This is a genomic window from Bisbaumannia salifodinae (genome assembly GCF_055388505.1).
The window spans coordinates 265,123-288,317 of the sequence record NZ_AP043781.1 but is presented as its reverse complement, the minus strand read 5'-3'; the positions used below and the strand labels follow the sequence as shown (position 1 = coordinate 288,317).

At 67.6% G+C, this 23,195-nt stretch carries 23 protein-coding genes; 9 read left to right on the top strand and 14 right to left on the bottom strand.

The features are described from left to right. Position 1: 1 nt before the first annotated feature. The 6 genes from ACZ5EF_RS01420 (at position 2) to ACZ5EF_RS01395 (ending at position 7,026) form a co-directional block, all read left to right on the top strand. Entirely contained in the window at positions 2-2,677 is a 2,676-nt protein-coding gene (locus ACZ5EF_RS01420; RefSeq protein WP_346062828.1) for a [protein-PII] uridylyltransferase, read from the top strand. Between the two features lie 128 nt (positions 2,678-2,805). After that, positions 2,806-4,005 (top strand): succinyldiaminopimelate transaminase, encoded by a 1,200-nt coding sequence (dapC, locus tag ACZ5EF_RS01415; protein ID WP_346062829.1) that lies wholly within the window; start codon positions 2,806-2,808, stop codon positions 4,003-4,005. After that, complete coding sequence (locus ACZ5EF_RS01410) at positions 4,005-4,349, top strand: ArsC family reductase (protein WP_346062830.1); 345 nt, start codon at positions 4,005-4,007, stop codon at positions 4,347-4,349. The genes dapC and ACZ5EF_RS01410 overlap by 1 nt, the downstream gene beginning before the upstream one ends. Before the next feature lie 39 nt (positions 4,350-4,388). Continuing rightward, positions 4,389-5,414 (top strand): 2,3,4,5-tetrahydropyridine-2,6-dicarboxylate N-succinyltransferase, encoded by a 1,026-nt coding sequence (gene dapD / locus ACZ5EF_RS01405; RefSeq protein ID WP_346062831.1) that lies wholly within the window; start codon positions 4,389-4,391, stop codon positions 5,412-5,414. A gap of 54 nt (positions 5,415-5,468) precedes the next feature. Next, complete coding sequence (gene dapE, locus ACZ5EF_RS01400; RefSeq protein ID WP_379729503.1) at positions 5,469-6,632, top strand: succinyl-diaminopimelate desuccinylase; 1,164 nt, start codon at positions 5,469-5,471, stop codon at positions 6,630-6,632. A gap of 7 nt (positions 6,633-6,639) precedes the next feature. Beyond that, positions 6,640-7,026: a hypothetical protein gene (locus ACZ5EF_RS01395; RefSeq protein ID WP_346062833.1), complete on the top strand. Its 387-nt coding sequence runs from the start codon at positions 6,640-6,642 to the stop codon at positions 7,024-7,026. Positions 7,027-7,137: 111 nt separating this feature from the next. Here ACZ5EF_RS01395 and ACZ5EF_RS01390 read toward each other — a convergent pair whose 3' ends face one another. Then, positions 7,138-7,602, bottom strand: coding sequence for a cold-shock protein (locus ACZ5EF_RS01390; RefSeq protein WP_346062834.1), 465 nt, complete (start codon positions 7,600-7,602; stop codon positions 7,138-7,140). A 96-nt stretch (positions 7,603-7,698) separates the two neighbouring features. On the opposite strand from ACZ5EF_RS01390, the gene ACZ5EF_RS01385 reads away from it, so the two are divergent. After that, the gene (locus ACZ5EF_RS01385) at positions 7,699-7,977 is read left to right on the top strand and encodes a SlyX family protein (RefSeq protein ID WP_346062835.1); all 279 of its coding nucleotides are present in this window, start codon (positions 7,699-7,701) and stop codon (positions 7,975-7,977) included. Positions 7,978-8,079: 102 nt separating this feature from the next. Here ACZ5EF_RS01385 and trxB read toward each other — a convergent pair whose 3' ends face one another. The 3 genes from trxB to ACZ5EF_RS01370 all read right to left on the bottom strand — a co-directional run bounded on the left by trxB (position 8,080) and on the right by ACZ5EF_RS01370 (position 10,180). Beyond that, entirely contained in the window at positions 8,080-9,030 is a 951-nt protein-coding gene (gene trxB / locus ACZ5EF_RS01380) for a thioredoxin-disulfide reductase (protein ID WP_346062836.1), read from the bottom strand. A 141-nt stretch (positions 9,031-9,171) separates the two neighbouring features. After that, on the bottom strand, positions 9,172-9,774 hold the full coding sequence (locus ACZ5EF_RS01375; RefSeq protein WP_346062837.1) for a peroxiredoxin: 603 nt from the start codon (positions 9,772-9,774) through the stop codon (positions 9,172-9,174). 196 nt (positions 9,775-9,970) lie between these two features. Beyond that, the gene (locus tag ACZ5EF_RS01370; protein WP_195860581.1) at positions 9,971-10,180 is read right to left on the bottom strand and encodes a zinc ribbon domain-containing protein; all 210 of its coding nucleotides are present in this window, start codon (positions 10,178-10,180) and stop codon (positions 9,971-9,973) included. Between the two features lie 149 nt (positions 10,181-10,329). On the opposite strand from ACZ5EF_RS01370, the gene acnA reads away from it, so the two are divergent. Further along, positions 10,330-13,089 (top strand): aconitate hydratase AcnA, encoded by a 2,760-nt coding sequence (acnA, locus tag ACZ5EF_RS01365; protein ID WP_346062838.1) that lies wholly within the window; start codon positions 10,330-10,332, stop codon positions 13,087-13,089. A 73-nt stretch (positions 13,090-13,162) separates the two neighbouring features. Here acnA and ACZ5EF_RS01360 read toward each other — a convergent pair whose 3' ends face one another. The 10 genes from ACZ5EF_RS01360 to radC form a co-directional block, all read right to left on the bottom strand. Next, positions 13,163-14,830: an NAD-dependent malic enzyme gene (locus ACZ5EF_RS01360; protein ID WP_346062839.1), complete on the bottom strand. Its 1,668-nt coding sequence runs from the start codon at positions 14,828-14,830 to the stop codon at positions 13,163-13,165. A gap of 173 nt (positions 14,831-15,003) precedes the next feature. Beyond that, positions 15,004-16,017, bottom strand: a complete 1,014-nt coding sequence (locus ACZ5EF_RS01355; RefSeq protein WP_346062840.1) for a tryptophan--tRNA ligase — start codon at positions 16,015-16,017, stop codon at positions 15,004-15,006. A gap of 94 nt (positions 16,018-16,111) precedes the next feature. Further along, positions 16,112-17,227 carry an alanine dehydrogenase gene (gene ald, locus ACZ5EF_RS01350; RefSeq protein ID WP_346062841.1) on the bottom strand — a complete coding sequence of 372 codons (1,116 nt, stop codon included), beginning with the start codon at positions 17,225-17,227 and terminating at the stop codon, positions 16,112-16,114. A 139-nt stretch (positions 17,228-17,366) separates the two neighbouring features. Continuing rightward, entirely contained in the window at positions 17,367-17,807 is a 441-nt protein-coding gene (locus ACZ5EF_RS01345) for an acyl-CoA thioesterase (protein ID WP_346062842.1), read from the bottom strand. Continuing rightward, positions 17,804-18,136, bottom strand: a complete 333-nt coding sequence (locus ACZ5EF_RS01340) for a putative signal transducing protein (RefSeq protein ID WP_346062843.1) — start codon at positions 18,134-18,136, stop codon at positions 17,804-17,806. Before ACZ5EF_RS01340 ends, ACZ5EF_RS01345 begins: the two co-directional genes overlap by 4 nt. Positions 18,137-18,142: 6 nt before the next feature. Beyond that, positions 18,143-19,333 carry a class I SAM-dependent rRNA methyltransferase gene (locus ACZ5EF_RS01335; protein ID WP_346062844.1) on the bottom strand — a complete coding sequence of 397 codons (1,191 nt, stop codon included), beginning with the start codon at positions 19,331-19,333 and terminating at the stop codon, positions 18,143-18,145. Between the two features lie 74 nt (positions 19,334-19,407). After that, positions 19,408-20,229 carry a bifunctional DNA-formamidopyrimidine glycosylase/DNA-(apurinic or apyrimidinic site) lyase gene (gene mutM / locus ACZ5EF_RS01330; RefSeq protein WP_346062845.1) on the bottom strand — a complete coding sequence of 274 codons (822 nt, stop codon included), beginning with the start codon at positions 20,227-20,229 and terminating at the stop codon, positions 19,408-19,410. Between the two features lie 224 nt (positions 20,230-20,453). Continuing rightward, positions 20,454-20,609 (bottom strand): 50S ribosomal protein L33, encoded by a 156-nt coding sequence (gene rpmG / locus ACZ5EF_RS01325; RefSeq protein WP_129140669.1) that lies wholly within the window; start codon positions 20,607-20,609, stop codon positions 20,454-20,456. A gap of 25 nt (positions 20,610-20,634) precedes the next feature. Next, entirely contained in the window at positions 20,635-20,871 is a 237-nt protein-coding gene (rpmB, locus tag ACZ5EF_RS01320) for a 50S ribosomal protein L28 (RefSeq protein WP_146804078.1), read from the bottom strand. 281 nt (positions 20,872-21,152) lie between these two features. After that, on the bottom strand, positions 21,153-21,827 hold the full coding sequence (radC, locus tag ACZ5EF_RS01315) for a RadC family protein (RefSeq protein ID WP_346062846.1): 675 nt from the start codon (positions 21,825-21,827) through the stop codon (positions 21,153-21,155). 112 nt (positions 21,828-21,939) lie between these two features. Between radC and coaBC the strand changes: the two genes are divergently transcribed. After that, on the top strand, positions 21,940-23,184 hold the full coding sequence (gene coaBC / locus ACZ5EF_RS01310; protein ID WP_346062847.1) for a bifunctional phosphopantothenoylcysteine decarboxylase/phosphopantothenate--cysteine ligase CoaBC: 1,245 nt from the start codon (positions 21,940-21,942) through the stop codon (positions 23,182-23,184). Positions 23,185-23,195 lie beyond the last annotated feature (11 nt).

The following is a 23,195-nucleotide window of genomic DNA, read 5'->3' as shown; positions in this document are numbered from 1 at the left end:
CATGCTGCTACATCATCATCGCTTTCGCCCCGACCCGGGCCTGTTCGACGGCGAGGCCTTCGCCGCCGAGCTGGCCACCCACCGCTCCCCCATCGCCCCCTTCAAGGCGGAGCTGAAGGCGATCCAGGCGCGCCTCGACGAGCGTTTCCGGGGCGGCGCCGATATCCGCGACCTGATCCACGGTCGCGCCTGGTGCCTGGACCAACTGCTGGCCATCGCCTGGGCGCGCCACCCCTGGCCCGATGAGGGGATCGCCCTGCTCGCCGTGGGCGGCTATGGCCGTGGCGAGCTGCACCCCTACTCCGATATCGACCTGCTGTTCCTGCTGGAGGAGGACGACGACACCCCCTACCGGGAGCCGCTTACCGCCTTTATCACCTTCCTCTGGGATATCGGCCTGGAGATCGGCCATAGCGTGCGCTCGCTAAGCGACTGCGAGCGGGAGGCCCGCGATGATGTCACGGTGATCACCAACCTGCTGGAGAGCCGCACCCTGGCCGGCCCCGAGCCGCTGCGCCAGGCCATGCGCCGGCGCCTGGCCACCGAGCGGCTATGGCCCGCGGACCGTTTCTTCGAGGCCAAGTGGCAGGAGCAGATCAGCCGCCACTACCGCTACAACAACTCCGAGTATCACCTGGAGCCGAATATCAAGAGCTCCCCGGGCGGGCTGCGGGATATCCAGATGATCGGCTGGGTCGCCAAGCGCCACTTCGGTCCCCTAGGCTACGAGGAGCTGGTGGCCAACGGCTTCATGAACGATGCCGAGCTGCGCATCCTCAGCCAGGGCCAGGCCTTCCTGTGGCAGGTGCGCTACGCCCTGCATATGCTCACCGGCCGCGCCGAAGATCGCCTGCAGTTCGACCATCAGCGTGCCATCGCCGAGCTGTTCGGCTATCGGGACACCCCGGAGCGCCTGGCGGTGGAGCAGTTCATGAAGCGCTACTACCGCCATGTGACGGCGCTGGCCGGCCTCAACGACATGCTGCTGCAGCACTTCGACGAGGAGATCCTGCGCGGCGAGGAGCGCCTCGAGACCCACCCCCTCAATGCCCGCTTCGAGGTCACCGGCGGCTATATCCAGGCCCGCAACCCCGGGGTCTTCCGCTATCGCCCGGCGGCGCTGCTGGAACTCTTCCTGCTGATGGCCCAGCACCCGGAGATCGAGGGGGTGCGCGCCGACACCATCCGGCTGATTCGCGATCATCGCCACCTGATCGATGACCTCTACCGGGACGACCTGCGCCACCAGAGCCTGTTCATGGAGCTGCTGCGCTCTTCCGGCAACGTGGCGCGCCAGTTGCGGCGCATGAATCGTTACGGGGTGCTGGGCAAGTACCTGCCGGAGTTCGGCCAGGCGGTGGGCCTGATGCAGCACGACCTCTTCCATATCTACACCGTCGACGCCCATACCCTGCGCCTGCTCAAGTGCATCCAGCGCTTTCGCGAGCCCGAGGCCCGGGAGGAGTTTCCGGTGGCCTCGGTGCTGGTGCACCAGCTGCCCAAGCTGGAGCTGCTGTGGATCGCCGGCCTCTACCACGATATCGGCAAGGGCCGCGGCGGCGACCACTCCATCCTCGGCGCCCGGGACGCCGAGGCCTTCTGCGAGCGCCACGGCCTCTCGCCCCGGGACACCCGGCTGGTGAGCTGGCTGGTGGAGAACCATCTCTTGATGTCCAAGGTGGCCCAGAAGCGCGATATCACCGACCCGGACGTGATCCGCGACTTCGCCCGCCTGGTGCGCGACGAGATCCACCTGGACTACCTCTATGTGCTCACCGTGGCGGATATCAGTGCCACCAACCCGGCGCTATGGAATGGCTGGCGGGCCTCGCTGCTGCGTCAGTTGCACGGCGAGACCAAGCGCGCCCTGCGCCGCGGCCTGGAGAACCCGCCGGATCGCGAGGACTGGGTGCGCGAGACCCGCGAGGAGGCCTTCTCGCTGCTGCTGGCGGTGGGCGCCGACGGCCAGCGGGTGGCCCAGCTGTGGGAGTCCCTCGGCGAGGAGTACTTCCTGCAGTACGCCCCCAGCGAGATCGTCTGGCAGACTCAGGGCATCCTCGCCCACGAGGGCTCGGCACTGCCGCTGATCCTGATCAGCGCCCCCACCGAGGACATGGCCGAGGGCGGCACCAAGGTATTTATCCACACCCGCTCCGCGGACGACCTCTTCGCCGCCACCGCCGCCGCCATGGATCAACTGGGCCTCTCCATCCACGACGCCCGTATCGCCACCTCCAGCAACGACTGGACCCTCAACACCTTTATCGTCCTGGATCACCAGCACCAGGCGATCCGCGATCGCGCCCAGTTGGAGGAGATCCGCGTCCGCCTGGTGGAGGAACTGGACGACCCGGAGGACTATCCGCAGATCGTCACCCGTCACACCCCCCGCCAGCTCAAGCACTTCCAGGTGCCGACCCGGGTCGCCCTGGAGCAGGACCTGGCCAACGAGCGCACCATGCTCGAGCTGGTGGCACCGGACCGCCCCGGCCTGCTGGCCCGGGTGGGGCGCATCTTCATGGAGCAGGACATCGCCCTCTCGGCGGCCAAGATCGCCACCCTGGGCGAGCGGGTCGAGGACGTCTTCTTTATCACCACCAAGGCCGGCGAGCCGCTGACCGACCCGGCCCGCCAGGAGCAGCTACGGGCGCGCCTTATCGAAGTGTTGGACGTCTAAGCCGCCCCGGGTTTGAGGCCCCAGGGCCGCTTCCCTATAATCGCTTGCCTAGACGCATCCGGGGCCTCGGCATCCACGGGCCCACGCCAATAACGATATTTCGCCCGCGCCGGGCGGCCAGGACACCCATGAATCCCGATCTCGACGCCCTCCAGCCCTACCCCTTCGAGAAGCTCGCCGCCCTGCGTGCCGGCGTCACGCCCCCCGCGGGCCTCGCGCCGATTCCCCTGACCATCGGCGAGCCGCAGCACGCCCCCTATGCGGCGGCGCTGGAGAGCCTCAGTGCCCATCGCGACGAGATGGCCCGCTACCCGGCCACCACGGGGCTGCCCGAACTGCGTCGCGCCATCGCCGCTTGGGCGAGCCGTCGCTTCGCCCTGGCGGGGCTGGATGCCGAGTCCCAGGTGCTGCCGGTGAATGGCACCCGGGAGGCGATCTTCGCCTTCGTCCAGGCGGCACTCGACCGCACGCGCCCGGCTCGGGTGGCGGTGCCCAACCCCTTCTACCAGATCTACGAGGGCGCCACCCTGCTGGCCGGTGGCGAGCCCCTCTACCTGGACTGCACCGCCGCGAGCGGCTTCCGCCCCGATTTCGACGCCGTGCCCGCCGAGACCTGGCGCGATGTGCAGATCGTCTTCCTCTGCTCGCCGGGCAACCCCACCGGGGCGGTCACGCCGCTGGCCGAGTTCAAGAAGCTGATCGCGCTCGCCGACGAGCACGACTTTATTATCGCCTCCGACGAGTGCTACTCGGAACTCTACCTGGACGAGGCCGCCCCGCCCCCCGGGCTGCTGGAGGCCTGCGCGGCCCTGGGGCGTCACGACTACCACCGCTGCCTGGTCTTCCACTCGCTCTCCAAGCGCTCCAACCTGCCGGGGCTGCGCTCCGGCTTCGTGGCAGGCAGTGCCGAGCTGATCGCCCCCTTCAAGCGCTACCGTACCTATCACGGCTGCGCCATGTCGCTGCCCCTGCAGCACGCCTCCATCACCGCCTGGCACGACGAGACCCATGTGCGCGCCAACCGCGACGCCTACCGGGAGAAGTTCGCCGCGGTCACCGAGATCCTCGCCCCGGTGATGGACTTCCCCACGCCGGAGGCCAGCTTCTACCTGTGGCCGGCGGTGCCCGGCGGCGACGACGAGGCCTTCACCCGCGAGCTGTTCGCCGAGGAGCACGTCAGCGTGCTGCCGGGCAGCTATATGGGCCGCCCCGGCGCCGACGGTACCAATCCCGGCAGCGGGCGCCTGCGCCTGGCCCTGGTGGCCGAGGTGGAGGCCACGGTGGAAGCGGCCCGGCGCCTGCGCCGCTTTATCGAGAGGAGAAGCTGATGTTCACCTTGTACGGCATCAAGAACTGCGATACCTGCCGCAAGGCCCGCAAGGCCATGGACGGGGCCGGCATCCCCTACCAATTCCACGACCTGCGCGAGGATGGCCTCTCGGCGCCGCTGCTCGAGCACCTCCTCGAGCGGGTGCCGGTGATGACCCTGCTCAACAGGCGCAGCACCACCTGGCGCCAGCTCGATGAGGCCGACAAGGCCGATATCGATGCCAACAAGGCGCGGGAACTGATGCTGGCCCACCCCACCCTGCTCAAGCGCCCGCTGCTGGATACCGGCGACGAGATCCTGGTGGGCTACCGCGACGGCGACTACGACAATCTCCCGGGCTGAGCCACGGCTCGGCCCCTATTTTTCAAGAGGACACACCCCATGCTGAGCTTTGCACTCGGAATCGGCACCCAGAACACCCAGGGCGACTGGCTGGAGATCTACTATCCGGCGCCCCTGCTCGACCCCGACGATAGCCTGGTGGCGGCCGCCGCCAAGGCCCTGGACGCCCCCGCCGGCAAGGCCGCGGTGAGCTTCCTGCCCGAGCAATGCGCCGCCCTGGCCAGCGCCCTGCGCGACGCCGGTCATGCCGACCAGGCCGAGCTGGCCGAGGCCTTCGCCGCCAGCACTCGCCCGCTGGTGGCGATGTTCCTGGCCGAGGATAGCGCCCCGGAGTCCGCCCCCGAGGTCTACCTCAAGCTGCACCTGCTCTCCCATCGCCTGGTCAAGCCCCACGGCCTGGACCTCACCGGCATGTTCGGCCTGCTGCGCAACGTGGCCTGGAGCAGCGAGGGCGCCATCGATATCGAGGAACTGCCGGCCCGCCGTCTCAAGGCGCGCCTGGAGGGGCGCCCCCTCTCGGTGGACTGCGTCGACAAGTTCCCCAAGATGACCGACTACGTGGTACCCGGCGGCGTGCGCATCGCCGACACCGCCCGGGTGCGCTTGGGCGCCTACCTGGGCGAGGGCACCACCGTGATGCACGAGGGCTTCGTCAACTTCAATGCCGGCACCGAAGGCCCCGGCATGATCGAGGGGCGTATCTCCGCCGGCGTCATGGTCGGCAAGGGCTCCGACCTGGGCGGCGGCTGCTCCACCATGGGCACCCTCTCCGGCGGCGGCAATATCGTCATCAAGGTGGGCGAGGGCTGCCTGATCGGCGCCAATGCCGGTATCGGCATCCCCCTGGGCGATCGCTGCACCGTGGAGGCGGGCCTCTATATCACCGCCGGCGCCAAGGTGGCGGTGCTCGACGACCAGGGCCAGGAGGTCCAGACCGTGGCCGCCCGCGAGCTGGCCGGCCAGGATGACCTGCTGCTGCGTCGCAACTCGGTCAATGGCCGCATCGAGTGCCTGACCAACAAGAGTGCCATCGCCCTCAACGAAGCGCTGCACGCCCACAACTAAGCGTCTCCGGGCCCGCCTCGGCGGGCCCGGTCGTCTTCCCGACCAGGAATGCCCATGTCCGCCAGCCCCACCCCCGCCGACCTCTCCCCCACCCTCGACCTCGCCATGGAGCTGATGCGGCGCCCCTCGGTGACCCCCGATGACGCCGGCTGCCAGGCGCTGATGATCGAGCGCCTGGAGCGCCTCGGCTTCCATATCGAGTCGCTGCCCTTCGGCGATGTGGAGAACTTCTGGGCGGTGCGCGGCCACCACGGTCCGGTGCTGGCCTTCGCCGGCCATACCGATGTGGTGCCCAGCGGCCCGGAGATTCATTGGCAGCACCCCCCCTTCGAGCCCTGCATCGATGATGAGGGCATGCTCTGGGGGCGGGGCGCCGCCGACATGAAGGGCAGCCTGGCGGCCATGGTCACCGCGGTGGAGCGCTTCGTGGCCGCCCACCCGGAGCACCATGGCAAGATCGCCTTCCTGATCACCTCCGACGAGGAGGGTCCCGCCGTCGACGGCACCCGAGCCGTGGTGGCGCATCTGCGCGAGGCCCACGAGCGCCTCGACTACTGCATCGTCGGCGAACCCTCCTCCACCGAGGAGCTCGCCGACGTGATCAAGAACGGGCGTCGCGGCTCCCTGGGTGGCGTGCTGCATATCAAGGGCAAGCAGGGTCATGTGGCCTACCCCCACCTGGCTCGCAACCCCATCCACGAAGCGGCGCCGGCCCTGGATGTCCTGGCCAGGGAGCACTGGGACGACGGCAACGCCTTCTTCCCGGCCACCAGCTTCCAGATCTCCAATATCCGTTCCGGCACCGGTGCCACCAACGTGATCCCCGGCGAGCTGGAGGTGGTGTTCAACTTCCGCTACTCCACCGAAGTGACTCACGAGCAGCTGCGGGAGCGCACCGAGGCGATCCTCGCCGCCCAGGGCCTCGACTTCCATATCGACTGGACCCTTAACGGTGAACCCTTCCTCACCGCCGAGGGCGAACTGGTGGAGGCCGCGGTGGATGGCGTCGAGGCGGTGCTGGGGCGGCGCCCCGAGCTCTCCACCGCCGGCGGTACCTCGGACGGCCGCTTTATCGCCACCCTGGGAACCCAGGTGGTGGAGCTGGGGCCCCTGAATGCCACCATCCACCAGGTCAACGAGCGCATTCGCGCCGCCGACCTGGATACCCTGAGTCAGATCTACGAGGCGATCCTCGAACGTCTCTTCATTAACGCCTGAGGCGACCATGGATCATTATCCAGATATCGAAATCTACCTGGCCGAAGCCGACCGCGAACGCCTCGACGCCTGGCTGGGGGAGCGTCTCGATGCCCCGCCCCTGGCCCCCGCGGGTCGTGGCAAGTGGCGCACCCGGGGGCGTTGTCAGGGCGACTGCGTGCCGGTGCTGCTGGTGGAAAAGGCCGCCGACGGCTTCGCCAGCCTGTGGTTCGACAGCCCCGCCACCCCCTGGGCGGATGACCGCGCCTGCGCCCGGGAGGCCGCCGACGCCCTCGGCTGCGAGGTGCGCTGCTCCCTGGGCGGCTGGCAGCCCGGCGACGACCCGGATCGCTTCTGGCGGGTGCGCCCCGGCCAGGAGGGGGAGGTCTTCCACTGGCCCGACTCCGGCCAGTGAGCGATGCCCTACCCCGGATACGACAATGCCCCGCCGAGGCGGGGCATTGTGTTTGAGACCCTGGGAAGGGTGCCAGATAAAACGCGCCGAGCGATGGCCAGGCGCTTCGATTCAAGTAATCACGGTGACATCGTCGGCCTGCAGCCCCCGCTCATTCTCGATCACCTGGTAACGCACCTTCTGGCCCTCGGCCAGGGTCCGGTGTCCCTTGCCGCGGATGGCCCGGAAGTGCACGAAGACATCCTGGCCGTTGCCGCGGGTGATAAAGCCGTAACCCTTGTTGACGTTAAACCACTTCACCTCACCGATCTCGCGATCGTCGGCCTCTACCTCGGCCAGGGTCGCCAGCCGGGGCGTCAGCAGGTTGACCGCCAGGGTCGCCACCAGCAGCGAGAGGAAGACCGCGGCGGCCGCCGCCAGGTAGGTGGCCGCCACCTCGCCGGAGGCGAGCAGCTCGCCGAGCAGGGCCGCCAGCTCGGCATTGGCCTGGGCCACCAACACGGCCACCAGCAGCGGGGCCGGAGTGGCGAGCAGCAGGCTGATCAGGCTACAACGAAGTAATACCTTTTGATTCATGGACCTCGACTTCTCTTGTTATGAAGACAGTAAAAGCGCCAGCACGGCGGCGACGAGAAGCGGTGTTCGGTAACAACCACGATGGAAGGTGCCGCTATGCATGACGAGACAGACCCGAGCGATTCTAGCACGTCAAATCCAGGCCCGCTCGCCCGGCTGGAGACACGCCTGGAGGCCCTGGAAAGCCGCATCGCCTACCAGGAGCACTGGCTGGAAACCCTGGATGGGGCGGTGGCCGACAAGGAGCACCGGCTGGACCAGCTGGAGCGCCTGAGCCAGCTGATGCAGGCCCGGCTGCGGGAGCAGCACCGCACCCTGCAGGAGCAGGAGGACGGCGGCTATTCCCCCGCGGACGAGGTGCCGCCGCACTACTAACAGCTTCGCGGAAGCTTGGAAGCCAGCCTAATGTTAATCGCCCCCATGGCCTTGCCATGGGGGCGATTTTTCTTCCAGCTTCAAGCTCCGGGCGCAGCCCGATCAGAGCTCGTCGAGGAAGCGCTCGGCGTCGAGGGCGGCCATGCAGCCGGTGCCGGCGGAGGTGACCGCCTGGCGGTAGACATGGTCCATCACGTCGCCGGCGGCGAAGACGCCGGGCACGCTGGTGGCGGTGGCATTGCCGTCGAGGCCCGACTTGACCTGGATATAGCCGTTGTTCATCTCCAGTTGCCCCTCGAAGATGCCGGTGTTGGGGCTATGGCCGATGGCGATAAAGAGCCCCGGCGCCTGGATCTCCTTGGTGCTGCCATCCAGGGTGGACTGGATACGCACCCCGGTCACGCCGCTGTTGTCGCCCAGCACCTCGTCCAGGGTGTGGTTCCACTCCAGCACGATATTGCCGTTCGCGGCCTTCTCGAACAGCTTGTCCTGGAGGATCTTCTCGGCGCGCAGGCTATCGCGGCGGTGCACCAGGGTCACCTTGGCGGCGATATTGGAGAGGTAGAGCGCCTCCTCCACGGCGGTGTTGCCGCCGCCCACCACCACCACTTCCTGGTTACGGTAGAAGAAGCCGTCGCAGGTGGCGCAGGCGGAGACCCCCTGGCCCATGAACTTCTGCTCGGATTCGAGCCCCAGGTAGCGGGCGCTGGCGCCGGTGGCGATGATCAGGGCATCGCAGCTGTAGGTGCCGCTGTCGCCCTTGAGGGTAAAGGGGCGCTCGCCCAGGCTCACCTCGTTGATATGGTCGAACAGCACCTCGGTATCGAAGCGCTCGGCATGACGCTTCATGCGCTCCATCAGTTCCGGCCCCTGGACGCCGTTCTCGTCGCCGGGCCAGTTGTCCACGTCGGTGGTGGTGGTCAGCTGCCCCCCCGCCTGGATGCCGGTGATCAGCAGCGGCTTGAGGTTGGCACGGGCCGCATAGACGGCGGCGGTATAGCCGGCCGGGCCGGAACCGAGAATGATCAGGCGTTCATGGCGTACTTCGCTCATCGGAAACCTCGTCGCTTCATCAAAGGCGGGATGCTCTGGTCTGGGTCCTGACAGGGCACAGACCACAACACCGGCGGCATTGTAACATCGCCCAGAACGTAAAGAGGCGGCCCGCAGGCCGCCTCCTCACATCGGGGTCGCTTACAGGGCTTCTGCGTTAGCGCCCAGGTACTTGGCGACGCCTTCGGCGTCGGCCTGCATACCTTCTTTACCCTCTTCCCAGCCGGCCGGGCAGACTTCGCCGTGGGTCTGGTGGTGCTTGAGGGCCTTGACCATGCGCACCATCTCGTCGACGTTGCGGCCCAGCGGCAGGTTGTTGACCACCTGGTGCTGGACGACGCCGTCTTCGTCGATCAGGAAGGAGGCGCGCAGGGCAACGCCGGCTTCCGGATGCTCGATGCCGTAGGCCTGAGCGATGTCGTGCTTGACGTCGGCCACGATGGGGAAGCCGACTTCGCCGATGCCGCCGGCCTCCGGAGAGGTCTTGCGCCAGGCGTAGTGGGTGAACTGGGAGTCGATGGAGACACCGATCACCTCGACGCCCAGGTCACGGAAAGCGGCCAGACGGTTGTCGTGGGCGATGATTTCGGACGGGCACACGAAGGTGAAGTCCAGCGGCCAGAAGAACAGGACGCGGAGCTTGCCGTTGCTGTCGGAGAGCTTGAAGTTCTCGACGATCTCACCGTTACCCAGAACGGCTGCCGCTTCGAAATCAGGGGCTTGACGACCAACCAGTATGCTCATGCAAATCTCCTTAACGAGAGTGGGTGTTGCTGTCGTGAACTCGAACGGGGACTAGACTAAGGGGGGTGTCCCCATATGGCAATTTAATAAGCCCAATAGGACATATAGCCGGACCCTATCTGCGACCGATGACGACGCCATGACGACTCGGCGTCGTCCGACACCTCGGCGAGCGCAGCCCGCTTTCGGACATCGCCTAGACGACCTCGTCGTCCCGGCCCAGGGTCACCTCCACCGACTCCCCATCGGCGGCGGCGACCTCCACCCGAACCTGGATCGGCGCGCAACAGCGCGGGCAATCTTCCCAGGTCTGGTGACTGCCCTGACTGGCATCCACCAGCAGGTCGAAGGCGGTGCTACAGTAGGGACAGTGCACGGCCAGAGAATTCAGCATTTCTTCATGCATGCCAGGCTCCCCGCGCACCGCCGGGCGAGTGAAAAGATGGGGGCGATGCGCATTGCCTTCAAGTCTAGCCGCCCCTCGCCTTGAAGACGTCTTCCGTTATGCCCATGTGATACTCATGGATGCTCGACCCCCTCGACAAGGAGGAGCGCATGAACACGACCACGCCGAACTACCGGCAGACCCTGGACGCCGATGGCATCACCTATCACTACTACAGCCTGCCCAAGGCCGCCGAAGCACTGGGCGATATCGACCGCCTGCCCAAGACCCTGAAGATCCTCCTGGAGAACCAGTTGCGCTTCGCCGATGACGACAGCGTCTCGGCGGACGATATGCAGGCCCTGGTCGACTGGCAGCGCCAGGGCCGCTCCGATCGCGAGATCGGCTACCGCCCCGCCCGGGTACTGATGCAGGACTTCACCGGCGTGCCCGGGGTGGTGGACCTGGCCTCCATGCGCGCCGCGGTGGAGGCCCTTGGGGAAGACCCGGCACGCATCAACCCACTGTCGCCGGTGGACCTGGTCATCGACCACTCGGTGATGGTGGACAAGTTCGGCAACCTCACCGCCTTCAAGGACAACGTGGCCATCGAGATGGAGCGCAACCACGAGCGCTACGAGTTCCTGCGCTGGGGCCAGCAGGCCTTCGATAACTTCCGCGTGGTGCCGCCGGGCACCGGCATCTGCCATCAGGTCAACCTGGAGTACCTGGGCAGGACGGTGTGGACCAAGCAGGAGAACGGCAAGACCCTGGCCTATCCCGACACCCTGGTGGGCACCGACTCCCATACCACCATGATCAACGGCCTGGGCGTGCTGGGCTGGGGCGTGGGCGGCATCGAGGCCGAGGCGGCCATGCTCGGCCAGCCGGTCTCGATGCTGATCCCCGAGGTGATCGGCTTCAAGCTCACCGGCAGGCTCAAGGAAGGCATCACCGCCACCGACCTGGTGCTGACGGTCACCGAGATGCTGCGCAGCCACGGCGTGGTGGGCAAGTTCGTGGAGTTCTACGGCGACGGCCTCAAGGATTTGCCGCTGGCCGACCGCGCCACCATCGCCAATATGGCCCCGGAGTATGGCGCCACCTGCGGCTTCTTCCCGGTGGACGAGGAGACCCTCCACTACCTGCGCCTGACCGGCCGCGACGACGCCCAGCTGGCCCTGGTGGAGGCCTACTGCAAGGCCCAGGGGCTATGGCGGGAGCCCGGCGACGAGCCGATCTTCAGCGACACCCTGCACCTGGACATGGGCGAGGTGGAGGCCAGCCTGGCCGGGCCCAAGCGGCCCCAGGATCGCGTCGTCCTGCCCGAGGTGCCCGCGGCCTTCGCGCGTTTCATGCGCGACGATGGCAAGGCCCCGATCGAGGCCCCCGCCGACACCTCCAACGAGAACGGCAATCTCGCCTCGGAAGGCGGCCAGACCGCGGTGGGTATCGAGGACAGCTACGAGCACCACGACAGCCAGGAGATCGACCTGGATGGCAAGGCGTTCAAGCTCCACCCCGGCGCCGTGGTGATCGCCGCCATCACCTCCTGCACCAACACCTCCAATCCCAGCGTGATGATGGCCGCCGGCCTACTGGCCCGGAAGGCCCGGGAGAAGGGCCTGACCACCCAGCCCTGGGTGAAGACCTCCCTGGCGCCGGGCTCCAAGGTGGTCACCGATTACCTCGAGGCAGGCGGCTTCAGCGAGGACCTGGAGGCCCTGGGCTTCCACCTGGTGGGTTACGGCTGCACCACCTGCATCGGCAACTCCGGCCCCCTGGCGGAACCCATCGAGGAGGCCATCCAGGCCGGCGACCTGGCGGTGGCCTCGGTGCTCTCCGGCAACCGCAACTTCGAGGGCCGGGTGCACCCCTTGGTCAAGACCAACTGGCTCGCCTCGCCGCCCCTGGTGGTGGCCTATGCCCTGGCCGGCAATATGCGCCTCGACCTCAGCCGCGACCCGCTCGGCACCGGCAAGGATGGGAAGCCGATCTATCTCAAGGACCTATGGCCGAGCCAGGCGGAGATCGCCGAGGCCGTGGCCCAGGTCAACACCGCGATGTTCCACAAGGAGTACGCCGAGGTGTTCGACGGCGACGACGCCTGGCGGGCCATCGAGGTGCCCGAGAGCCGGGTCTACCAGTGGTCGACGGACTCCACCTATATCCAGCATCCGCCCTTCTTCGCGGGCATGGGACGCACCCCCGAGGCCATCGAGGACGTCGAGGGGGCGCATATCCTGGCCCTGCTGGGCGACTCGGTGACCACCGACCATATCTCCCCGGCCGGGGCCATCAAGCCCGACAGCCCCGCCGGGCGCTACCTGCAGCAGCGCGGGGTCAAGCCGGTGGATTTCAACTCCTACGGCTCGCGGCGCGGCAACCACGAGATCATGATGCGCGGCACCTTCGCCAATGTGCGCATCAGAAACGAGATGCTCGACGGCGTGGTGGGCGGCGAGACCCGCCATGTGCCCAGCGGCGAGCAGATGGCGATCTATGACGCCGCCATGAAATACCAGCAGGAGGGCACGCCGCTGGTGGTGATCGCCGGCAAGGAGTACGGCACCGGCTCCTCCCGCGACTGGGCCGCCAAGGGCACCCGGCTGCTCGGCGTGCGCGCGGTGCTGGCGGAGTCCTTCGAGCGCATCCACCGCTCCAACCTGATCGGCATGGGGGTGGTACCACTGCAGTTTCCCGAGGGCGAGAACCGCAAGAGCCTGGGCCTGACCGGCGACGAGCGGATCTCCATCGAGGGGCTCGGCGAGCTGAGCCCGGGCGGCAGGGTCAGGGTGACCATCGCCTCCGACAAGGGCGAGAAGCGCATCGAGGCGCTGTGCCGTATCGATACCGCCAACGAACTGGAGTACTACCGCCACGGCGGCATCCTCCACTATGTGCTGCGCAAGATGATTGGTTCGGCCTGACGGCTCGACCAGTTTCCTAACGCAGCCGGCCCCGCCAAATGGCGGGGCCGGCTGCGTTGCGCCGTCGCCCTCCTTAGAAGGCCCGGCGGCGGTACTCGCGATAGCGGGGGTACCAGAAGTTGGCCTCGATGGCCGCCCTGAGGGTCTCGTCATCGCTGCGCAGCGCCACGCCTTCGGCCTGGGCCCGCTTGGCCACGTCGAAGGCGATGGCCAGGCTGACCTCGCGGATCTCCGACAGGGACGGCAGCAGGGCGCCCTTGCCCTCCTTGACCATGGGGGCGCTCTTGGCCAGGGCATTGGAGGCGGCCATCAGCATGCCGTCGGTGATTCGGCTGGCCCCGACGGCGATCGCCCCCAGGCCGATGCCGGGGAAAATATAAGCGTTATTGCACTGAGCGATGGGGTAGGTCTGCCCCTCGAGTTCCACCGGCGCGAAGGGGCTGCCGGTGGCCACCAGGGCCTGCCCCTTCGTCCAGGTCAGCACCTCCTCGGGGGTCGCCTCCACCTTGGAGGTGGGGTTGGAGAGCGGCATCACCAGGGGCTGCGCGCAGCCGGCGTGCAGCCCCTCGATCACCTCCCGGGTAAAGAGGCCGCGCTGGCCGGAGACCCCGATCAGCACCGTGGGCCTGGCCTGGGTGATCACCCCCAGCAGGCTGGTATCGGCGAAATCGGCGGCATCGTGGGCCAGGCGCGCCTGGAAGTCGTGCAGCCCGCTCATGTCCCGGGTCAGCAGGCCGTGGCGATCCACCATGAAGATTCGCGCCCGGGCCTCGGCCTCGGCGAGGCCCTCGCTCTGCATGGCCAGCACGATCTGCTCGGCGATGCCGCAGCCGGCGGAGCCGGCGCCCACGAAGGCGACCCGTTGCTCGCTGACCTTCTCGCCCTTCGCCTTGCAGGCGGCCAGCAGGGTCCCCACGCAGACCGCGGCGGTGCCCTGGATATCGTCGTTGAAGCAGCACAGCTCGTCGCGATAGCGCTCCAGCAGCGGCATGGCATTGGTCTGGGCGAAGTCCTCGAACTGCAGCAGCACCTTGGGCCAGCGGCGTTTCACCGCGGCGATAAAGTCGGCGATAAAGGCGTCGTACTCGGCCTGGGAGACCCGCGGATGGCGCCAGCCCATGTACATGGGGTCGTCGAGGAGCTGCTGGTTGTTGGTGCCCACGTCCAGGGTGATGGGCAGGGTATAGGCGGGGCTGATGCCGCCACAGGCGGTGTAGAGGGAGAGCTTACCGATGGGGATGCCCATGCCACCGATGCCCTGATCGCCGAGGCCCAGGATACGCTCGCCATCGGTGACCACGATCACCTTGACGTTGTCCTTGGTGGCGCTGCGCAGCATGTCATCCATATGCTCGCGATCCGGGTAGCCGATAAAGAGCCCCCGGTGGTTGCGATAGATATTGGAGAACTCTTCGCAGGCCTCGCCCACCGTGGGGGTATAGATGATCGGCAGCATCTCCTCCAGGTGCTCCTCCAGCAACCGGAAGAAGAGGGTCTCGTTGTCGTCCTGGATGGCGCGCAAATAGATATGCCGGTCCAGGTTGGTCTGGCACTGCCGATACTGGCGGTAGGCTCGCTCCGCCTGCTCCTCGATGGACTCCACGTTCTGCGGCAGGAGCCCCACCAGATTGAAGGCGATGCGCTCCTGGAGGGTAAAGGCACTGCCCTTGTTGAGCAGCGGCATTTCCAGAAGCGAAGGGCCGGCATAGGGTACATAGAGGGGACGCTTGGTATCGTTCATCTCTCGTCTCGCGCTGTTCTGTATGGGGTCGTGGGCCGTTTGGCGCTCTGCCGGCGCCTTCTCTGCTGGCTGCGAGCTTAGCATGTCCGTATACAAAATCACCCACCCGGGCCGGGCGGCTCGGATGGGTGAGACGGGCCCTTCGGGGGCCGGGTGGCAGTGTGCGAGGCGTCCTAGACGAAGCGTCCCAGCCCCATCGCCTGACGCAGGCGATCCATGGTGGGCGCCGCCTCGGCCCGGGCCCGCTCGGCGCCCTTCATCAGCACCGACTCGATATGGCCGGGGTCCTCCATCAGCGCCTGATAGCGCTCCCGGGGCTCGCGAAGCTGCTCGTTGAGGTACTCGAAGAGGCGGTTCTTGGCGTCACCCCAGCCGATGCCATTGGCATACTCCTGGCGCATCGCCTCGGCCTCCTCGGCGCTGGCGAAGGCGGAGTAGATCTGGAACAGGGTGCAGGTGTCCGGATCCTTGGGCTCGCCGGGCTCCAGGGAGTTGGTCTTGATCTTGCGCACCAGCTTGAGCAGCTTCTTCTCGGCAACGAACAGCGGGATGGTGTTGTTGTAGCTCTTGGACATCTTGCGACCGTCCAGGCCATTGAGTACCGCCACCTTGTCGTCCACCACCGCCTCGGGGAGGGTGAAGAAGTTGTCCTTGAAGAGGTGGTTGAAGCGCCCGGCCATGTCCCGGGCCATCTCGATATGCTGGATCTGGTCGCGGCCCACCGGCACCTTGTTGGCGTTGAACATCAGGATGTCCGCGGCCATCAGCACCGGATAGCCGAACAGCCCCATGGTGATGCCCTTGTCCGGATCCTGGTTGCCGGCCTCTTCGTTCTCGGCCACCGCCGCCTTGTAGGCGTGGGCGCGGTTCATCAGCCCCTTGGCGCAGACGCAGGAGAGCATCCAGGTCAGCTCGGGAATCTCGGGAATATCCGACTGGCGATAGAAGATGGCGTTATCGGTATCCAGGCCCAGGGCCAGCCAGGTGGCGGCGATCTCCCGCCGTGACTCCTGCACCCGCTTGGGATCCTGACACTTGATCAGGGCGTGGAAGTCGGCGAGGAAGTAGTAGGACTGCACGTTGGGGTCCTGGCTCGCCGCGATGGCCGGGCGGATGGCCCCCACATAGTTGCCGAGGTGGGGCGTGCCGGTGGTGGTGATACCGGTAAGAACGCGTGTCTTGGTCATGAAATCGATGGGCTCTGTCGGGATCGTTGACGAATGGGCCCATCTTAACGCGGCGCCCCGATCAAGGCGACCGGGGCGCCGACCGCATCCTGGTTTAGCCGACCACGGAAGCGGGGTCGATGCTCTCCAGGCCGAAGGCCTCGGCCACGGCGGCATAGGTGACCCGGCCCTGGTGCACGTTGAGCCCCGGCAGGAAGTGGGGGTCGTCGGCCAGGGCCCGCTGCCAGCCCTTGTCGGCCAGGGCGATCACGAAGGGCAGGGTGGCATTGGTCAGCGCCTGGGTGGAGGTGCGCGCCACCGCCCCGGGCATATTGGCCACGCAGTAGTGGACGACCTCGTCCACCACATAGGTGGGCTCGGCATGGGTGGTGGGTCGACTGGTCTCGAAGCAGCCGCCCTGGTCGATGGCCACGTCCACCAGCACGCTGCCCGGCCTCATGTCGGCCAGCATGGCGCGGGTGATCAGCTTGGGGGCGGCGGCGCCGGGGATCAGCACGGCGCCGACGATCAGGTCGGACTCGCGCACCACCTCGTCGATGGCGTCGGCGGTGGAGAAGACCGTCTTCATGCGTCCCTGGTAGCGATCGTCCAGGGTCTCCAGGCGCGGAATCGACTTGTCCAGCACCGTCACCTCGGCGCCCAGCCCCAGCGCCATGCGGGCGGCATTCTCGCCCACCACGCCGCCGCCGATCACCGCCACCCTCGCCGGGGCCACCCCGGGCACCCCCGGCAGCAGGATGCCGGCACCGCCCTGGGCCTTCTCCAGGCTATGGGCGCCGGCCTGGATGGCCATGCGCCCGGCCACGGTGCTCATGGGCGCCAGCAGCGGCAGGCCGCCCTGACGATCGGTGATGGTTTCATAAGCGATGCAGGTGGCGCCGCTTTGCATCAGCCCCCGGGTCAGAGCCTCCTCGGCGGCCAGGTGCAGATAGGTGAAGAGGGTCTGGCCGGCGCTCAGGCGTTCCACCTCCTCGGGCTGGGGCTCCTTGACCTTGAGGATCAACTCGGCCTCGGCCCAGAGCCTGGCCACCTCGGCTTCCAGCTCGGCCCCGGCGGCCCGGTAGTCGGCATCGGGGAAGCCGGCCCCCTCCCCGGCCCCGGCCTGTACCGTCACCCGATGCCCCCGGGCCACCAGCTCGCGAGCCCCGGTGGGGGTCAGGGCCACCCGGTATTCGTGGTTCTTGATCTCCTTGGGAATGGCGATCTTCATGGCACCTCCTGATCAACATCGGTGACTGGCGTGAGATCATGCTCTCATTACAGCACAGCCATGCCATCACGATAGTTCCACGGAGATATTCAGCAATATCTCCGGAATCACAGGACTGACACAGAAGGTTCGTCCGAAATCATGGCGCCTCACAGACCAGGGCGGCGCCGTAGCGCTCGCGGAAGGCCGTCGGCAGGCGCCGGGGGCGTCCGCTGGAGAGCTCGATACAGGCGAAGCGGGTGCGGGCCCGCAGCAGGGTCCGGTCATCGGTGGGGCGGCGCAGCTGGAAGCGCCGGGTCAGGGTCAGGCGACCGTCGCTGGCGACGATCCAGGTGGCCAACGCCAGGCGCTCGCCCGCGAAGGCCGGGGCCAGGTAGTCGATCTCGTGACGGTGCACCGCCATGCCGCGATCCAGGGCCCGGTAGTCCTCCAGGGTCAAGCCCAGGGAGGCGGAGTGGGCCCAGCTGACCTTCTCGATCCAGCGCAGGTACTCGGCGTTGTTGACGTGGCCATACTCGTCGATGGCGGCGGCCTCCACCTCGAGCTCGAGGATAAAGGGCCCGGTCAGGTCCCAGCTCATCTCTGGCCTCCTTCCCTGGGGGTGCCACACTTCCAGCAGGTATCGAAGACGCCCTCCAGATGCTCGCCGCAGCCCGGGCAGTGCCAGGCGGGACGGCGTGAGGTGCCCTCCAGGGCGTCACGAATCAGCGCCTCGGCCCGGGCGGCATTATGGGGCGCCACCCAGACCTCCGGCTCGCACTCCCCCAGGGGCAGCTCGCCGGCGCCGCCGCCCAGGGTCATATTGCGCAGCTCCGCGGGGATGCCGGCGGCCTCCAGCAGGTTATGCAGATGGCTCACCAGCAGCGCATTGCTATGGGCAAAGACCCGCACATAGGAGGGTGCCGTCATCGAACCTCAGTCCCGGAAGACCCGGACGCCCAGGGCCTTGAGGTAGCTGGTTTCCGGAATCGCCGGATGCACCGGGTGATCCGGCCCCTGATGGCCCTGGTAGATCACCTGGCCGTGGCGGTCCTGGTGACGCACCGCCCCGCGCACCACCTCCACCAGCCGCTCGGGGGCCAGGTGCATGGAGCAGGAGGCGGAGAGCAGCAGGCCGTCGCGGCCCAGCAGGCGCATCGCCTCGCGGTTGAGCCGCGAGTAGGCCCGCTCGCCGTTGGGGATATCCTTGCGCTTCTTGATAAAGGCGGGCGGGTCGAGAATCACCACGTCGAACTGCTCGCCATCGGCCTTGAGGGCGGCCAGGGCCTCGAAGGCATCGCCCTCGCCCACCGCCACCTGGTCGGTCAGGCCATTGAGGGCGGCGTTCTCGGCGACCCGCTCCAGGGCCTGGGCGGAGGCATCCACGCAGAGCACCTCGCTGGCGCCATGGGCCGCGGCCTGCACGCCCCAGCCGCCCACATAGCTGAACAGGTCGAGCACCCGCTTGCCGGCCACCAGGCCATTGAGCCAGGCGCGGTTGCTGCGGTGATCATAGAACCAGCCGGTCTTCTGGCCATCCAGCACCGGCGCCACGAAGCGCACGCCGTTCTCCTCCAGCAGCACCTGGTCGGGCAGCTCGCCGTGGACGACCTCCACCTGGGCCTCGAGCTGCTCCTGGCGACGCCCGGAGGAGTCGTTCTTGAAGACGATGGCCCGCGGCGAGAGGACCTTGTCCAGGGCCGCCACCACTTCCTCGGCGAGGCGCTCCATGCCCAGGGTGTTGAGCTGCACCACCAGCACATCGTCGAAGCGATCCACCACCAGGCCCGGCAGCAGGTCGCCCTCGCCGTGAACCAGGCGATAGAAGGGCTTGGCATAGAGGCGCTCGCGCAGGCCCAGGGCCTGCTTGAAGCGATGCACCAGCAGGGAGCGGTCGAGGCGGACCTCGGCGTCCCGGGAGACCACCCGGGCGCAGATCAGCGAGTGGGGGTTCACGTAGGCGATCCCCATGGCCTTGCCATTGGCCGCCTCGATCACCGCCTGGGCGCCGGGCTCGATGCCCTTGAGGGGCGTGGCCTCGATATCGATCTCGTTAGAGTAGAGCCACAGGTGGCCCGCCTTGAGGCGGCGGTCGGCATTCTTCTTCAGGCGCAGGCGTTCGGTCACGGGGCTCTCCGTCAAGCAGACGTTTGGTTCATAGGGGCATTGTACCCCAGGAGGGGCCGTCAAGCGGCCCCGAATCAGTGTTGGCAGGCGGCGCAGTAGACGCTGGCCCGCTGCCCCAGGGTCACCAGGCGCAGCTCGGCGCCGCAGCGTTGGCAGGGCTGGCCATCACGTCCATAGACGTTGAGGCGCTGGGCGAAGTAGCCCGGCTCGCCGGTGCCGCTAACGAAGTCGCGCAGGGTGGTACCGCCCTGGGTGATGGCGGCGGCGAGCACCTCGCGCACCGCCGTGGCCAGGCGCTCATAGCGCTCGAGCGAGATACGCCCGGCGGCGCGCCGCGGGTCGATACCGGCCAGGAAGAGTGCCTCGCTAGCGTAAATATTGCCCACGCCCACCACCACGGCATTGTCCATCAGGAAGGGTTTCACGCCCAGGCGACGCCCTCGTGACAGTCGATAGAGGCGCGCCCCATCGAAGGCCTCGGAGAGGGGCTCCGGTCCCAGGCGCGCCAGGCGCGGGTCGCTCTCGGGGCTCCCCTGGAGCCAATCGACGAAACCGAAGCGACGCGGGTCGTGGTAGCGCAGCACGCCGCCATCGTCGAGCACCAGGTCGATATGGTCGTGCTTGCGGGGCAGCTCGCCGAGGCGGACGATACGCAGGCTGCCGGACATGCCCAGGTGCCAGATCAGGCTACGAGCCTCATCCGCCAGCGGCATCAGCAGGTACTTGGCGCGGCGCCCCAGGGCGCCGATACGCGCCCCCACCAGGGCATTCTCCAGCCCCTCGGGCACCGGGGTGCGCAGGCGCCGCTCGCGCACCCGCACCTCGCGGATCTCGCGACCTTCGACATAAGGAGCAATCCCTCGCCGCGTCGTCTCGACCTCGGGCAATTCCGGCATTTCTCGATCGCCTCCTTATCGGCTGATGGCTAGCGGCCTGCGGAGGGGCGCGAGCCTCGCGCCCCTCCCTCTCTATCATGCGGCGCGATTCCCCGCCGCGTCGTCTCGACCTCGGGCAATTCCGGCATCTGGCGCCTCCTCGCTGCCTGTCAGATACGCAAGAACCCGGTCGTGACCGGGTTCTCGGGGCAGGCCGACTCGCCTGCGGTGGAAGCGATCAAGACTTACTTGATCTTGGCTTCCTTGTACATCACGTGCTTGCGGACGACCGGATCGTACTTCTTGAATTCGAGCTTGTCCGGAGTGTTCCGCTTGTTCTTGTTGGTGGTGTAGAAGTGGCCGGTACCGGCGCTGGACACCAACTTGATCTTGTCACGCATGACAGCTTCTCCCAGGAGTTAAGACTTAGATGCTTTCACCGCGCTTGCGGATATCGCCGAGCACCGCTTCGATGCCCTTCTTGTCGATGATGCGCATGCCTTTGGAGGAGACGCGCAGCTTGACGAAGCGCTTCTCGGACTCCACCCAGAAACGGTGGCTGTGCAGGTTCGGCAAGAAACGACGACGGGTCTTGCGCTGGGAGTGTGAAACGTTATTACCAGTCACCGGGCGCTTGCCGGTAACCTGACATACTTTGGACATGGGAGCCTCCAACCGCGTGGCGAGTTGTTCAAAACCTGTCGGGCAAACCGGGAAGGGCGAACGGCAGGTCACCGCCTCATGCCCCCTACATTTAACCCAAGGGAATTCAAAGGCTGCACTTTATACCAGACGCGGCAAGACACGGCAAGCGCCGTGCGTTGTTCCGCCCCGGGCGGCAGCTCGGGATTCGCACTCGGAGCCGGCAGTTGCCGGCAAAATTGTCGGGGACAGCGAGGCCATCGAGGCGCCATCCTACCCCAAGCGGGGCGGGCGTTCCAGCGTTACAGCCAGCCCCGCTCGGCGAAGGAGACCACCTCGGCATCGCCCACCACGAAATGGTCCAGCACGCGGATCTCGAAGAGTTCCAGGGCCGCCTTGAGACGCTCGGTGATACGCCGGTCCGCGTCGCTGGGCTCGGCCACCCCCGAGGGGTGGTTATGGGCGAAGATCAGCGCCCCGGCGCCCAGTTCCAGGGCGCGCCTGGCCACCTCCCGGGGATAGACGGAGGCGCTGTCGAGGGTGCCGCGGAACAGCGACTCGAAGCGGATCACCCGGTGCTGGCTGTCCAGGAAGAGGGCCGCGAACTCCTCATGGCCCAGGTGGCGCAGCCGCGAGGCAAGATAGGCACGCACCAGGGTCGGCGAGGTCAGGGCCGCCTCCCGAGCCAGTTGGCTGGCCAGATGCCGCCGGGAGAGCTCCAGGGTGGCCTGGAGCTGCACGAATTTGGCCATGCCCAGGCCCCGCTCGGCGCAGAAGCGCGCCTGATCGGCCTCCAGCAGCGAGCGCAGGCCGCCGAAGGCGCTCAGCAGGTCCCGGGCCAGGTCCACCGCCGAGCGCCCCTGCACCCCCACCCGCAGGAAGATCGCCAGCAGCTCCGCGTCCGACAGCGCCTCGGGCCCCAGCGCCAGGAGTTTTTCCCGGGGGCGCTCCCCCTCCGGCCAGTCACGAATCGACATAAAGGTGCCTCCTTGCACGGCCTGGACCTCCTCCCAGTGTAGGCACCATAACTACGCAAGGCGGGGCGCCGGTGGTAAGGTAGGCGCCTGGATTTTTCGTGCGGATACCGCCATGTCTTCACTCCCCGGCACTCCCCTCGCCGGCCGTCGCGTCCTGCTGGGCATCAGCGCCGGCATCGCCGCCTACAAGAGCGCCCACCTGGCCCGCCTGCTGAAGAAGGCCGGCGCCGAGGTGCGCGTGGTCATGACCGAGGGCGCCCAGGCCTTTATTACGCCCCTGACCCTCCAGGCCCTGACCGGCGAGCCGGTGCGCACCTCATTGCTCGACCCCGAGGCCGAGGCGGGCATGGGCCATATCGAGCTGGCCAAGTGGGCCGAGCTGATCCTGATCGCCCCGGCCACCGCCGACCTGATGGCGCGCCTGGCCCAGGGCATGGCGGATGACCTGCTCACCACCCTGTGCCTGGCCAGCGAGGCCGAGCGAGTGATGGCCCCGGCCATGAACCAGGCCATGTGGCGCCACCCGGCGACCCAACGCAACGCCCTGCGCCTGCAGGCCGACGGCTGGCGCCTGCTGGGCCCGGACGCCGGCGATCAGGCCTGCGGTGACGTGGGGCCGGGGCGCATGCTGGAGCCGGAGGAGATCATCGCCGACCTGGAGGCGGCCAGGAACCAGCCCGCCGCCGGGCGCCATGTGGTGATCACCGCCGGTCCCACCCGTGAGCCCCTGGACCCGGTGCGCTACCTCTCCAACCACAGCTCCGGCAAGATGGGCTACGCCCTGGCCGAGGCCGCCGCGGCCCTGGGCGCCAAGGTCACCCTGATCAGCGGCCCGGTCACCCTGGCCACCCCCGCCGGGGTCGAGCGCCTCGACGTGGAGAGCGCCGCCGAGATGCATTACGCCGCCCAGCGCCTGGCCGGCGAGTGCGACCTCTTTATCGGCTGCGCGGCGGTAGCGGACTACCGCGCCGAGCAGGTGGCCGAGCACAAGATCAAGAAGACCGATGAAAACGACGGCCTGACCCTCAGGTTGGTCAAGAACCCGGATATCATCGCCGCCGTGGCGGCCCGCGCCGACCGCCCCTATGTGGTGGGCTTCGCCGCCGAGACCCGCGATGTGGAGCGCTACGCCCGGGACAAGCTGACCCGCAAGAAGCTCGACATGGTGGTGGCCAACGACGTCTCCCGGGCCGGCCTCGGCTTCGGCGCCGATGACAACGCCGCCCTGCTGCTGTGGCGCCAGGGCAACCGGGAGGCCCGCCGCGAGCTGCCGGCCCAATCCAAGCGCGACCTGGCCCGGGCGATCCTCGAGACCGCCCTGGACGCCCAGGCGGCGCCTCCGACCTCCCCTCGATAAGCACAGGTTTG